The organism is Psychrobacter sp. UBA2769, from assembly GCF_002352555.1.
In the GTDB taxonomy this organism is placed as follows: Bacteria; Pseudomonadota; Gammaproteobacteria; order Pseudomonadales; family Moraxellaceae; genus Psychrobacter; species Psychrobacter maritimus.
Window position 1 is genome coordinate 39,533 of the sequence record NZ_DEIR01000009.1, and the last position, 13,433, is coordinate 52,965.

9 protein-coding genes are annotated in these 13,433 nt (G+C 45.0%); 6 read left to right on the plus strand and 3 right to left on the minus strand.

Going from position 1 to position 13,433, the window contains the following annotated elements; genetic code table 11:
* The first annotated feature begins 292 nt into the window (after nt 1-292).
* The gene (locus tag B3Q63_RS03270) at nt 293-1,282 is read left to right on the plus strand and encodes a hypothetical protein (protein ID WP_296173733.1); all 990 of its coding nucleotides are present in this window, start codon (nt 293-295) and stop codon (nt 1,280-1,282) included.
* Between the two features lie 126 nt (nt 1,283-1,408).
* On the opposite strand, the gene B3Q63_RS03275 is transcribed toward B3Q63_RS03270, so the two are convergent.
* Nucleotides 1,409-2,008 carry a cob(I)yrinic acid a,c-diamide adenosyltransferase gene (locus B3Q63_RS03275; protein ID WP_296173735.1) on the minus strand — a complete coding sequence of 200 codons (600 nt, stop codon included), beginning with the start codon at nt 2,006-2,008 and terminating at the stop codon, nt 1,409-1,411.
* A 231-nt stretch (nt 2,009-2,239) separates the two neighbouring features.
* Here B3Q63_RS03275 and cysS point away from each other — a divergent pair, with 231 nt between their 5' ends.
* The 5 genes from cysS (at nt 2,240) to pdxH (ending at nt 10,145) form a co-directional block, all read left to right on the plus strand.
* The gene (gene cysS, locus B3Q63_RS03280) at nt 2,240-3,700 is read left to right on the plus strand and encodes a cysteine--tRNA ligase (protein WP_296173737.1); all 1,461 of its coding nucleotides are present in this window, start codon (nt 2,240-2,242) and stop codon (nt 3,698-3,700) included.
* A gap of 128 nt (nt 3,701-3,828) precedes the next feature.
* A complete protein-coding gene (locus B3Q63_RS03285) occupies nt 3,829-5,886 on the plus strand; it encodes a mechanosensitive ion channel family protein (protein WP_296173738.1) in 2,058 nt (685 codons plus the stop codon).
* Nucleotides 5,887-6,355: 469 nt separating this feature from the next.
* On the plus strand, nt 6,356-7,828 hold the full coding sequence (gene guaB, locus B3Q63_RS03290; protein ID WP_201565811.1) for an IMP dehydrogenase: 1,473 nt from the start codon (nt 6,356-6,358) through the stop codon (nt 7,826-7,828).
* Nucleotides 7,829-8,054: 226 nt separating this feature from the next.
* Nucleotides 8,055-9,422, plus strand: coding sequence for a phosphoglucosamine mutase (gene glmM / locus B3Q63_RS03295; RefSeq protein WP_296173741.1), 1,368 nt, complete (start codon nt 8,055-8,057; stop codon nt 9,420-9,422).
* A gap of 63 nt (nt 9,423-9,485) precedes the next feature.
* Complete coding sequence (gene pdxH / locus B3Q63_RS03300) at nt 9,486-10,145, plus strand: pyridoxamine 5'-phosphate oxidase (RefSeq protein ID WP_296173794.1); 660 nt, start codon at nt 9,486-9,488, stop codon at nt 10,143-10,145.
* 129 nt (nt 10,146-10,274) lie between these two features.
* On the opposite strand, the gene B3Q63_RS03305 is transcribed toward pdxH, so the two are convergent.
* Nucleotides 10,275-11,561, minus strand: a complete 1,287-nt coding sequence (locus tag B3Q63_RS03305) for an HlyD family secretion protein (protein WP_296173743.1) — start codon at nt 11,559-11,561, stop codon at nt 10,275-10,277.
* Nucleotides 11,562-11,663: 102 nt separating this feature from the next.
* The gene (locus B3Q63_RS03310) at nt 11,664-13,352 is read right to left on the minus strand and encodes an MFS transporter (RefSeq protein ID WP_296173744.1); all 1,689 of its coding nucleotides are present in this window, start codon (nt 13,350-13,352) and stop codon (nt 11,664-11,666) included.
* Nucleotides 13,353-13,433 lie beyond the last annotated feature (81 nt).

A 13,433-nucleotide genomic window follows, 5' to 3' on the forward strand; every position in this document is an offset into this window, starting at 1 on the left:
GCCAATAACTTACGCCATTATTTCCCTAGGTATTTGTTGCGTTTTTGCAACCAAACCTCGATTTTAGCCCTAATGTTAGGCGTTATTTGTATATCGATAGGCTACACTGATGACCATTTAATTCAAACACCGTATAATAATGTGGTTTTCAAAACTTGCACGATGACTGTTAATTGTTACGATTGCTAATTGTTAGTTACGATTTTAGCGTGATGGTTTCAGTGTGAGTCTTTGAATGTTAAACAATGTCCATCAGTGGCGGTACGAATCAGTAAATTGGAGCAAAGTAAAGATGAGCGTAGCAAATAAGAGTTTGAGCAAATGGTATAAGGTTGCTGGTATTGGCATCGCATGCAGTTTGGCGCTGGCTGGCTGTGACCGCTCAGAAAAAGAAGAAACGACGGAGACAGCAGAGCTAACCGAAGACACCACTGCTAGCGAAAACGCTGCTGCTACTGCGGTTAGCTGTGATGACCCGATGGTACAAGATCGCCTCAAATCCGCTTTAAAAAATACGCTCAATCAACAAGGACAAACGCTGGCTGCAAGCTACGCGAACGATGCTGAGATTGGTTTAAATGGCGGCGCTGTCACTGAGAAAACCAATGGTATCGTCATCGATGTCCAAAATGCCGCAGTTTTACAAGCAGCCAATGCCAATGGCATGACCACGTGTCAAGCGAGCGTTAGCATGACCTTGCCAAGTGAAGATTTATATCAAGCGAGCCAACTGCAAGCGGCCAATAATCAGCCAAGCTTGCAGTCTCGTTTAGCCAATGACAATATCCGTATCAATAACAACATGCTTGTTGATGATGCCTTTACTTATGTCGTTGGTACGCAAGGTGGTCAAGTACGTACGCGTATCGCAGGGCAGCCAGCGTTGATTACAGTCGTATCAGAAGTGGTGGCAGGCTCAGTCTTTCAGTCGGCGTTAGAAGAGCAGCGTGCTCAGCGCGCTGCCCAGCAAGCTGAACGTCGCCGTCAAGCTGCGCAAAATAACAACGACAGCCAACCGCGTCAGCCAAGACAAGTCACGCCAGTAACCCCTGTACGCCCAACTGAACCTGCTACGCCACCGACTGTGAAGCAAAGTAACCAAGATAGCAGCAGTCAAAGCTCTAGTAGCCAGAGTAGCAATAGTCAGAACAGTCAAAGCAGTAACCAAGCGGCCGCAACGCCTAGTACGTCAGCGCCTGCGACTCCAGCCACACCTAAGTCAGTACCTAAAGATGAAAGTATCGACATGGTGATTATTGAAGATAAAAACGCCACTTATTAATAAAATGTCAGTAGTTACTGTTTAAGCCTAGAGTTTGAAATAAAAACGCCCGCAACCATCGTAAGTCGCGGGCGTTTTGCTTGCTAGATTAAGCCTTTGGCTAATAATGTAATGGTTAAACTTACGCTATTTAGTATCAGCGAATTTTTGTAGTACTTGACTGTCCCATAATACTTCAGAGACTTGTTCAGGGTCCGTACAGAAACGGGCGGCAACAAACAGCCAATCAGATAAGCGATTGATAAAGCTGACCGCCGTAGGACGGATTGCTTGTGGGCGCTGCTGTTGCAATAATACTGCTTGACGCTCAGCGCGGCGACAGACGGTACGTGCCACATGCAATTGACTGACAAGCACTGAGCCTGTCGGTAAGATAAAATCTTTCAACGCCGGTAAGGTGCTATTCATCGCATCAATTTGCTGCTCTAACCAGTCGATATGGACGGCGCTCACGCCTTCATATTCTGGCATAGCAAGCTCGCCACCGATATTAAATAGCAAATGCTGAATAATCACTAACGCTTGCGCAAAATCGGCTTGTTTATTTACGTCAGTTGAAGTTTGCGTCAATTGCGCGCGGATTAAACCTATGTGTGAATTGAGCTCATCGATATCACCCATCACGCTAAATAGATTGTCCGCTTTACTCACGCGGCTGCCATCTGCCATGCCGGTGGTGCCGTCATCTCCGGTACGTGTATATATTTTGCTTAAACGATTGCCCATGTTTGCATCCTTAGCGGTCGGTGTTTTTTATCATTGCGAGTCTTAGTTGTGCGCTCATTGTAGTATTTTACGAGCATTTTCGCTAAGATAATGGGTTAAGTTTTATATTCTGTGCTCCTTAGGGTCATAATCACGTTAAAATCTTTTATAGATAGACATTTTATGACCACGGAATGCAGTATGGATATGCTCGTTTATTTCTTATACTTTTAATCAAAAGGCTTTTCTACTATGACCACACCTCTTGCAGACGCTATGTCTCAGCTTGCCATCTACGACTCACTTACTGGGCGCAAGCAGTCATTCAAACCGCTTGTTGCGGGCAAAGTCGGCATGTATGTGTGCGGGATGACGGTCTATGATTATTGTCATATCGGTCATGCGCGGATGATGGTTGCCTTTGATATGGCGGTACGCTGGCTGAAACAATTGGGTTATGACGTTAATTATGTGCGTAATATCACCGATATTGATGACAAAATCATCACCCGTGCTGCCGAAAACGGCGAAGAGATTGGCGCATTAACCCAGCGTTTTATTGCAGCGATGCACGAAGACTTTGCGGCGCTTGGTTGCTTATCGCCTGATGCCGAGCCGCGTGCGACCGACCATATCGATGAGATGCAGCAGATGATTGGCAATTTGGTCAGTAATGATTACGCTTACGCTGGCGATAATGGCGATGTCTATTATGCGGTCGATAGCTTCCCTGATTATGGCAAATTATCCAAGCGCAATTTGGACGATATGCAAGCGGGCTCGCGCGTTGATGTCGAAAATGACAAGCGCAATCCGTTTGACTTTGTCCTATGGAAAGCGGCAAAACCTGGTGAGCCACAATGGGCATCGCCATGGGGTCAAGGACGTCCGGGCTGGCATATTGAATGCTCGGCGATGTCAACCAAATGCCTTGGCAATACTTTTGATATTCATGGCGGCGGTCATGATTTACAGTTTCCGCATCATGAAAATGAGATAGCGCAATCGGAAGCAGCGACGGGCTGCGAATACGCACGTAATTGGATGCACGTTGGCTTTATTAATGTCGATGGCGAAAAAATGTCCAAATCTTTGGGTAACTTTGCCACTATTCGTGACGTCATCAAGCATTTCCATCCTGAAACGCTGCGTTTTTTCTTATTATCGAGCCATTACCGCAGCCAAGTAAACTTCTCCGATAGTGCTTTAAATGAAGCCCATAATAGCCTAAGCAGGCTATATCAAGCGTTAAAAGCTGCTGAGCAACAAAAAGGGCAAGCGCTTATTATCAATGATGCGCTGATAACAGTTGCTTATGACAGTGCGGCGGGACAAGACTTTATTAAAGCCATGAACGATGACTTTAATAGCTCAACGGCTATTAGTGTATTGTTTGGGTTGGCACGTGATATCAATAAAGCGATTAAAGTGGAAGACGTAGAGGGTGCATGGCAATTGGCGCAGCAGCTTAAAGCCTTGGCGCAGACGCTAAATATATTGCAGCTGCCAGTACAGCAGTTTCTACAAGCGGTCATCGGTGAGGCGCAAGCTGACGGTTTAAGCGATGCAGCTATTGATGGATTAATCATCGAGCGCGCAGATGCCAAAACCAATAAAAACTTCGCCCGTGCTGACGAGATACGCGAGCAGTTAAAGAATGCTGGTATTGAGCTTGAAGACAGCCGCGCGGGTACGACTTGGCGCCGCGCTTAAATCATATTCTCTATTAACCAATTGTATTGATTAACAGTTTGCCCATAAATTAAGTCAGCTTAGCGCTGGCTTTTTTTTGCCCAGTGCATTAGCTTAATCCTATACTTAATGCAGCAGAGCCTTATCGTATGAAACACTCTCGTCAGTCTTTGATTGTTAAAAACCTCCAAATTCTAAATACTGGCAATAATGGCAATAATGGCAATAATGGTAATATTGGTGATGCTGATATTGTTGGTTTTGATAATTATGAAAAAGTTGAGACTTTCAAAAAACTTGAGAGTGTGAATATTATTATGGCTAATGGAAAAAGATTTAATAAGCATTTAAGTATCCGTCATTTTATTCCCAGCATGGCCGTTATTATCCTAAGCATTGTCTATCTGCCCGCTAATGCTGCCAGTACCGATAATACTGCACCAGAAAACATCGTTGATTATGCCGAGCAACAGCTTGATAAGCTAAAAAGAGAAGGCGTGAGCGCCTCTGCTATTGCCGAAGAGATGATTAGTCCGCTTGAGAAAAAAACCGTGCAGCAAGCGGGCGTGCTACAAGGCGATTCTGGTCTGACGGGCGATTATAACGAAGGCTATTATGCATTAAGTACTCTCAATGCAGGCTTGCCGCCCTTATCTGAGCCACCGAATTTATCGACACCACTGGCAACGTTAGAGTTTTTTCAATCAGCGGTTATAAAGCAGCAGTATGACTTGGCCGCTTATGCGCTCAATATGAACTTGATTGATGAAAAGCAACAAAGCAGCCAAGCAATGGATCTAGTCAAACAACTTGATTTTTTATTGGTAGAAAAAAAGCTTTATGTATTTGACAAGCTGCCAGATCGCCCAGATGGTTTGATAGAGCCGCCGCTTGGTAGCACGAATAGTATTCAAGGCATTCCTAGGCGTTCGATTCAATTAGGCTATATCGACTATCGCGAGCGCCGCATACCGATACATCTCGAACGCGTTCGCCTCGATGATAGCGCGCCTTTTTGGGTATTTTCTGCGCAGACGGTTGCCAATATCGATAAGCTATACGAGCAATATCAGCCGGCAAAGTTTGAGCGTTATTTGCCCGACTGGACCAAGTTAAAAGTCTTTGGTATTGCGATTTGGGAATTTATAGCACTATTCATGTTCTTTTCTTTTACCATGGGTGCTGGTTGGCTATTAAGTAAAGCGGCCGGTAAACTGCTCAATTGGTATGTTTTGGATAAAGAAGGCAACCGACTTGGTACTGTTCATCACAACGGGGTGGAAGATTTAGTCAATAAACTGACCGTGCCTTTGACTTTTACCATCAGTTTTTCGTCTGTTTATACCTTGGTATCAGGCGGCTTTCCTTATTTGGATGCCTTAGCGTCATCGACACGACCCATTATTTGGATTGGCTTGGTATTTAGTGCCATGTGGCTTGGCATTCGCGCCATTAATTTCTTTGCCAATCGTTATAAAGATTTGCAAATCGAAAATTTAAGCGAAGAGCAGTTTGATAAAGGCCGCAGCCGTCGCACTTATGTGTCTATCTTTCGCCGCGTCTTTATCTTTGTGATGATTTTAGGCGGAATTTGGATAGGGCTGAGTGAATTTACCAATATCGATGGTTTGGGTAAGACCTTACTCACTTCAGCGGGGATTGCCGGCGCGGTGATAGGTATTGCCGCCCAGCCCATTTTAGGCAATATCATCGCAGGGATGCAGGTCGCCATTACCCAGCCTGTGCGTATCGGCGATACGGTGATGATGGAGGGTGAATGGTGCACGATTGAGGATTTAGGCTACACCTATGCGGTACTAAAAACGTGGGATGAGCGCCGCTTGATAGTACCTATGCGGTATTTTATCACTGAGATTGTGGAAAACTGGTCGCATACCGAATCGCATCAAACGTCAGTGATTTATTTACATGTTGATTATGGCGCTGATATTGCCGCCATTCGACAAAAATACATCGAGTTGGTAAAAGACAATGCGCTATGGGACGGTGAAACTGAGCCTGAGCTGTTTACCGTTTCGGTATCAGAAACCACTATTAAACTGCGTTGTAGCCAAGCGGCTAATAGCCCTATTGATGCATGGACACTCGAGTGTGAAGTACGTGAGCAGATGCTAGGCTATTTATATAACGAACAAAAAGAGTATTTACCGGCTGAGCGTTTGATTGTCAAAGCAGGTGATGGTTAAGTTTTTTGATAAAGGTTTAAATCTAATATTTTGGTCTATAACAATGCTATTCGATTGTATTTTAAGCTTCTTAAAGAGTGGTTTTATAAATAAGCAGGGAGGATTAATTAGGATTGCGGTTATAGCAAAATAAGCTGACAAATATGTTATGCGAAGGCTTGCCTTATTTGTTATAATATGGCGTTATTTTTAAGGGATAATTCAGTTATTAAGCATCGTTAATCAGACTTTAGGATGTTTAGAGGCGCTGTATTGGCAAATCTACTTACCCAATCGTTTTATTAGCGCTGATAAATAGATAACGTGCCGAGCGAATGTTGGTATTTAGTGTTTGTTCCTCATGGTTTTATCACAATCCGATGGCTTTATCTTCATTTGCATTTTAGCCGGCTGGTTTTGACAAAACATTCGTTTATCGACTTGATACTGCATTGCCCACCCATCAAAATAACCACCACTAGGGGTCTGTATGTTGCGAATTGTCGATGAAGCCTTAACCTTTGATGACGTTTTATTATTGCCAGCTTATTCTGAAATCCTACCAAAAGCTGCTGATTTAACGACCCGCCTAACCAAAAATATTACGCTAAACTTACCAATGATTTCTGCTGCGATGGATACAGTCACTGAGTCTGATATGGCCATTACCATGGCACAGCTTGGTGGACTGGGTATCTTGCATAAGAGCATGGATATCGATAAGCAGGCCATGCAAGTACGCCGTGTCAAAAAATTCGAAGCAGGTACGGTGGTTGACCCTATCACAGTTCATCCAGAGATGACGATTGGTGAGCTACTAAGATTGACCCAAGATAACAATATCTCAGGTGTGCCTGTGGTTGAGAAAGGTACTGATAAAGTAATCGGTATCGTCACCCACCGCGACTGGCGTTTTGAGACCAATTTGTCATTGCCAGTCAGTCATATCATGACGCCAAAAGATCAGCTGGTTACCGTCAAAGAAGGGGAGAGCAATGAGAATATCAAAAAACTCCTTCATGAGCACCGTATCGAAAAAGTCATTGTGATTAATGATGATTTTCGTTTGCGTGGCCTGATTACGGTCAATGATTTTACCAAAGCAGAAAACAATCCCAATGCTTGTAAAGATGAGCACGGTCGTCTGCGGGTTGGTGCGGCTGTTGGTACGGGCGCTGATACCCAAGCACGTGTTGAAGCCTTGATTGCAGCTGACGTCGATATCATTGTTGTTGATACGGCGCACGGTCACTCAAAAGGCGTGATTGATAAAGTTTCTTGGATTAAAAAGAACTTTCCAAACGTTCAGGTTATCGGCGGTAATATTGCCACTGGTGATGCCGCTTTGGCGTTACGTGATGCTGGTGCAGATGCGGTAAAAGTAGGTATCGGTCCAGGATCTATCTGTACCACGCGCATTATCGCTGGTGTTGGTATGCCACAAATCTCTGCGATTGATAGCGTAGCAAACGCGCTACAAGACAGTATTCCACTGATTGCTGATGGTGGTATTCGTTATTCAGGCGATATGGCAAAAGCCATCGCTGCTGGCGCGTCATGCATCATGGTTGGTTCATTGATGGCGGGCACCGAAGAAGCGCCAGGTGAAGTTGAGCTGTTCCAAGGTCGCTATTATAAAGCCTATCGCGGTATGGGTAGCTTGGGTGCGATGTCAGGTCAAAATGGCTCGTCAGATCGCTATTTCCAAGATGCCAAAGATGGTGTGGAAAAATTGGTACCAGAAGGTATTGAAGGCCGTGTCCCTTATAAAGGTCCAGTTTCTGGCATTGTCAATCAGATGATGGGTGGTCTGCGTTCATCAATGGGTTATACCGGCTGTGCAACCATCGAAGAGATGCGTACTAAGCCACAGTTTGTCAAAGTCACTTCAGCGGGTATGAAAGAATCACACGTCCATGATGTGCAGATTACCAAAGAAGCGCCTAACTACCGTGTCAACTAATAGCATTTTTAACGCTGCCTAAGTGCAAATTTCTGGCTTAGTAGCGTTGTCGTGACGTCGAGATACAAACAGCCAACAATGCCTTGTTATTGTTGGCTGTTTTTTTTGTAAAATACAAGATTGGATTAAGCGTATCTGTATCTGTATCTGTATCTGTATCTACGGCTATGGGCTATGCCTGTACGCACGTCTGGTTTTTACTTTTTAATATTGAGGAATAATAATAATGAGCTACTTTGGCACTGATGGTATTCGCGGAAAATTTGGTGAGTTACCCATTACCCCTGATTTTATTTTAAAGTTAGGTTATGTCACGGGGTTGGTGCTGATAGAAAATAATAATAATCCTGCTCGTAAACCCAGTGTGGTCATTGGTAAAGACACGCGTCTATCAGGTTATGTGATTGAAGGCGCGCTGCAAGCGGGTTTTAATGCCGCCGGTGTCGACGTCCATATGCTAGGGCCGCTACCAACGCCTGCTATTGCGCATCTGACGCGTAGCTTTAATGCTGATGCTGGCGTAGTGATTTCAGCCTCGCACAATCCTTATTTTGATAACGGTATTAAATTCTTTTCAGGTGATGGCAAAAAACTCACCGATGAGCTGCAAAATGCCATTAACGATAAATTGACCGCTATCATGGCTGCCTCGGGCAATAACGACGCTCTGATGCCTATTTTAGATCCAGCAAAATTGGGTAAAAATAATCGCATTAATGATGCTAAAGGGCGCTATATTGAGTTTTGCAAAGGCAGCTTTCCTTATCAATATGACTTGGATCATTTAACCGTCGTCGTCGACTGTGCCAATGGCGCAGGCTACAGTGTCGCCCCGCGCGTCATGCGCGAGCTTGGCGCCAATGTCATTGCGATTAACAACAAACCCGATGGTATTAATATCAATGCAAAGTGCGGCTCAACGCATCCTGAAAGTTTGCAAAAAGCCGTACTCGAGCATGAAGCCGATGTCGGTATTGCCTTAGATGGTGATGGTGACCGTATCGTGATGGTCGATGAAGCCGGCGAGTTGGTCGATGGCGATGGTATTTTGTACGTGCTTGCTACCCAAGGTCAAACCAAAGCCAAAGGCGTCGTTGGGACATTGATGAGTAACATGGGCTTAGAATTGGCATTAAAAGACGCTGATATTGAATTTACCCGTGCAAAAGTGGGCGATCGGTATGTAATGCAAGAGCTTGAAGCCAATGGTTGGATATTGGGCGGTGAGCCATCTGGTCATATTTTATGTTTGGATAAAAGCCGCACGGGCGATGCCATTATCGCAGGCTTGCAAGTGCTGGCAGTGATGCAAGCACGCGGTAAGGCACTTAGCGATTTGACCGAAGGTTTTGAAGTATTACCGCAAAAACTGGTCAATGTACGCTTATCGCAAATGCAAGATCCGTTTGAGCATGAAGAGCTTGTCGCAGCTTTTGATAAAGCGCGCGCTACCTTAGAAGGTCGCGGGCGCCTGCTTATCCGTCAGTCAGGTACAGAGCCGATGATTCGGGTCATGGTTGAGTCAGACGATGAGATAGAATGCGATGTGATGGCCAATGATTTGGCCGATAAAATCAAAACAGTTTTAGGCTAAACGTCTTGGTTAAATAGACTTATATTAATAATATTCGAAAGTTAGCGAGAAACAAACATGAGTATGGATTTTACCGATCAGCGCCTATCGTATGAGAAAGGGCAACTCGACCAGCAATCAGTACCAGACTCACCATTTGAGCTGCTACATGCATGGATGAATGAAGCGATAGCAGCAGAAGTGCAAGAACCTTATGCGATGAGTTTAGCGACGTGCGGCGCAGACAATAAGCCCAGCGTGCGTATCGTTTTGCTGCGCGAAATTACTGACGCAGGCATCGTGTTTTATACCAATTACGAAAGCGCCAAGGGCCAAGATATCGCCGAAAATCCCAATGCCGAAGCGCTGTTTTTTTGGCATAATCTTGAGCGTCAAATCCGTATCAGCGGCAGCATTGCTAAAATAGACGCTACTAAATCCGCAGACTATTTCCAAAAACGTCCGCATGATAGTCAAGTGGGCGCGTGGGTTAGCCAGCCGCAAAGTGGCGAAGTTGCCAATCGCGCAGTCATGGAGCAAACGTTTGAGCAGTTGCAAAATGATTATCCAGCAGACAGTCAAGTGCCAACCCCTGAGTTTTGGGGTGGCTATGAGATTACGATTGAGAGCATCGAGTTTTGGCAAGGCCGCGCCAATCGTATGCATGACCGCATTGTTTATACGCAAGATAAGAGTGGCACGGGCGATGCGGCAAAATGGACAACCAAACGTTTGTTACCATAAAATTAGCTCATTTAAGCTAAAATCTACTGAAAATAAGATATTGCAAAAATCAAAAAGCCTCTTTAAACCTAACACGTTAGGCATTTAAAGAGGCTTTTTTTGCGCTGATTTTTAGCCTAATTTCTTGCATTAACTTCTTGCTTTGGTATCGACATTCACTGACACTGACATACCTGGACGTAACTGCGCAAGGTTAGGCTGGTTTTGGTCTAAATCAATTCTAACAGGAACGCGCTGGGCAATTTTGATATAGTTACCCGTCGCAGGATTGGCCGCGCCGGCACTAAATTCGCTGCCCGTTGCAGGCGAGATATTACTGACATGACCGCTAAATTTGGCACCGCCAAGGGCATCGACATGAATGGTAGCGGGCTCACCGATACGCATATTGGCCACTTGCGTTTCTTTAAAGTTGGCAATAATCCATACGCCTTTTGGTACGATATACATCAGCTGCGTACCTGCGCTCACGTATTGTCCTTCTTTGACACTGATTTGACTCAGCTGCCCGGATTCCGGTGCCTTAATAACGGTATTGTCTAAATTAATCTGAGCTTGCTTAGCACCGGCTTCTGCACTCTTAATATTGGCATCTAAAGATGAGCGGCTACCGCTGGTCTTCTCGCTTGCCTCACGAGCCACTTGTAAATTCGCTTCTGCTTGTTGCACGTTGGCCTGCGCTTTTGCAAGTTGCGCTTTGATATGCGCCACTTCTGCCTTTGAGACCGCGCCGATAGCGTCTAAACCTTGATAGCGTTTGACATCCTCACGCGCACTGTCGACGCTGACTTTAGCACTATATAAGTCCGCCTCGCGTGCTTCGATTTGCGCTTGGCTGCTTCCTGTATCCTGCGCATTACTAGCGCGATTGGTCACAGCGATTTCAATGTTTGCCTGCGCTTGCTCAAGCTGCTGCCTAAAAGTACGATCGTCTATTTTGATTAATAAATCACCTTCTTTAACATTGGCAAAATCCTCAACCGCCACCTCAGTCACGTAGCCAGATACTTGCGGACTGATAATGGTGGTTTGTCCTTTAATAAAGGCATTATTGGTCTGCTGGACCGTCGGGGTAAAAGGCGGCAGCTTCCAAGCGTACAAAATTAATGCCACACCAATAACAATCAAGGCGATTAGTATGCCTAAATTTAAATAAGACTTCTTCTTTGGCGACCAGCCGTCGCTGCTAGGAATCGGCTCCTTTGGGGGCATAGGCGGCATGGACGACTCATCACTGTCAGTAAGACTCTCATTAACAATACTCTCGTCATTTGCGAGCCTGTCGTTAGCTGATTTATCTAGATTGACCGCAGCACTTGGATGATTTGTTGCATCAGGAGCATGATTGTCGTTGGTTAGCGCGTCAGAGGCGGGCTTAGGGTTTTGGTTAAGCTCATCAGATTTTTCTTGACTCATGCCGCGCTCCTAAAGTTTGAATAGTTATCATAAGTTTTTTTTGCATTTGTTAATATGTTAAAGTGGCATTTTTAAATGAAGAAAATGCTTTAATTATTCGGGCTATTTTGCTTCGCGCATTTTTGCAATCGCTGCCAATTCTTTAGCCAATGGATTACGTTTATGGTAGCGATGATACAAGTAATTTAGTAATAAAATCAGCGTTGTGATGGAGGCGATAATTGCCATAAGAAAAAATAAATCAGCATAGGCGGCGACAGTCGCTTGGCGCTGAATACCTTGCAATACTTGTCCCATCGCTGCGACATTTGCTTGATTGGCATCCGTGATTTGGGTAGATAACATACGACCTGCGCCTGCAACTTGTGCCATTAAGGCCGGGTCGCCTAAATTAAACGAGCTGACCATATCAGCGTAGTGTATCTGTGTACGTATGGTGGTAAACGCTTGAATCGCTGCCGCGCCTGCAAGTCCGCCAATGGTCTGCGAGATGCTAAAAATAACCGAAAAACTTATAATGTAAGCAGGGCCGTTAGCGATAGCGCGAAACATCCCTTCAAAAACCATGGGACCCATAAAGTAAACGGCAGCAAAGGCAATCATAAATTGACTGACATAAAACATATAAGGGGCAGAATTTAGCGAAATATCTGTATCTAGCCAGGCGCCAACCGCAATCAGGGCGACAGCGAAAATGACTGGACGGCGTAAATCCATCGCATTGGTCCTAAAAATACTGATGACCAAGGCCAGAACGCTGGCGGCAAGTATCACCGCATAAAAGGTAATCAACTGATCATTTCCGTAGCCCAAATTGGCCAGTAAGCCTGCTGCACCGACATTTTGCTCGGATAATAAAATACGCATCACTGCACCCGTTATCGTAAAAGCGATGATATTGCGGCTACGCATCCAGCGCACTTGTAACATTGGGTTTTTACGGTGTGTTTCAATCCATAAGGCGATACTAATCGTCACCACCGCAATGATGAGCGGATAGCTCAGCCAAGGCGTCGTCCACCACTGGATACGCCCTTGTACCAAAAAGACTGCTAAGGCTGCAAGACCGCTGGCAAAAAACGCAAAGCTTAAAAAATCCAGTTTTTCGAATACTTTTTCGGTATTGCCGGGTGGTAGCTCTAAGATATTAATCAGGGCAAAGCAAATCAGGGTTAAGCCCAATTCAAACAAAAATAGCGTTTCAAGCTGGCTGTCGGCCGCAAGATATGGCGAGATAATCCTTGAGAGAGGAAGGCCAAATTGTACTAAGCCAAACCCCAAAATCAGACCGCTAATGCGTTTGGCGGTTGGCATACCTTGCAAGCAATAAAAAATAGCCAATACCGTCATGGCACTAGCAACCATACCACTTAAGCCGCGAGCGATGATTTCTAGATAATAAGGCTCAATGATAATAGCGCTGGTGTCTAAGAGATGACTACTGACCAACCATTGTAAACTGGTGGCCGCCAACAGTGAGAACAGGGTGATTTTACTAAAGAGCGCCATACCAAATTGCTGACGGATTTTGTATAGCAGCACGGTGATACAAGCATTGGTCATATTATAGGCGACCGATATCCAGCCACCTTCGACTGGCGTCAAGCCCATTTCACCTTGGATTTGGGTCAGATTTGCCACCAATAAACCATTTTGAAAGCTGGCGGTGATGCCAATAAAAATACCAATCAATAGATAAAATACTTTGCGGCGCGTAGGATGGTCGGGTGTGGCGGGAGAACCCACCATAAAGGGTTGTTCGTGCGGTTTGAATTGGTATTCATTGCTCATTGTCTATCGCCACCTGCTAAAAGTAGAAAGATAAAGTGACATCGTAGGATTCCTAGACGAGCAATAATTGGACGAGCCATT

Excerpts from the sequence above, each read along its gene's own strand:
- B3Q63_RS03305 (WP_296173743.1), bottom strand. The coding sequence starts at position 11,561 with ATGAGTCAAGAAAAATCTGATGAGCTTAACCAAAACCCTAAGCCCGCC.
- B3Q63_RS03310 (WP_296173744.1), bottom strand. The coding sequence starts at position 13,352 with ATGAGCAATGAATACCAATTCAAACCGCACGAACAACCCTTTATGGTG.
- guaB (WP_201565811.1), top strand. The coding sequence starts at position 6,356 with ATGTTGCGAATTGTCGATGAAGCCTTAACCTTTGATGACGTTTTATTA.
- B3Q63_RS03270 (WP_296173733.1), top strand. The coding sequence starts at position 293 with ATGAGCGTAGCAAATAAGAGTTTGAGCAAATGGTATAAGGTTGCTGGT.
- glmM (WP_296173741.1), top strand. The coding sequence starts at position 8,055 with ATGAGCTACTTTGGCACTGATGGTATTCGCGGAAAATTTGGTGAGTTA.
- pdxH (WP_296173794.1), top strand. The coding sequence starts at position 9,486 with ATGGATTTTACCGATCAGCGCCTATCGTATGAGAAAGGGCAACTCGAC.
- B3Q63_RS03285 (WP_296173738.1), top strand. The coding sequence starts at position 3,829 with ATGAAACACTCTCGTCAGTCTTTGATTGTTAAAAACCTCCAAATTCTA.
- cysS (WP_296173737.1), top strand. The coding sequence starts at position 2,240 with ATGACCACACCTCTTGCAGACGCTATGTCTCAGCTTGCCATCTACGAC.
- B3Q63_RS03275 (WP_296173735.1), bottom strand. The coding sequence starts at position 2,008 with ATGGGCAATCGTTTAAGCAAAATATATACACGTACCGGAGATGACGGC.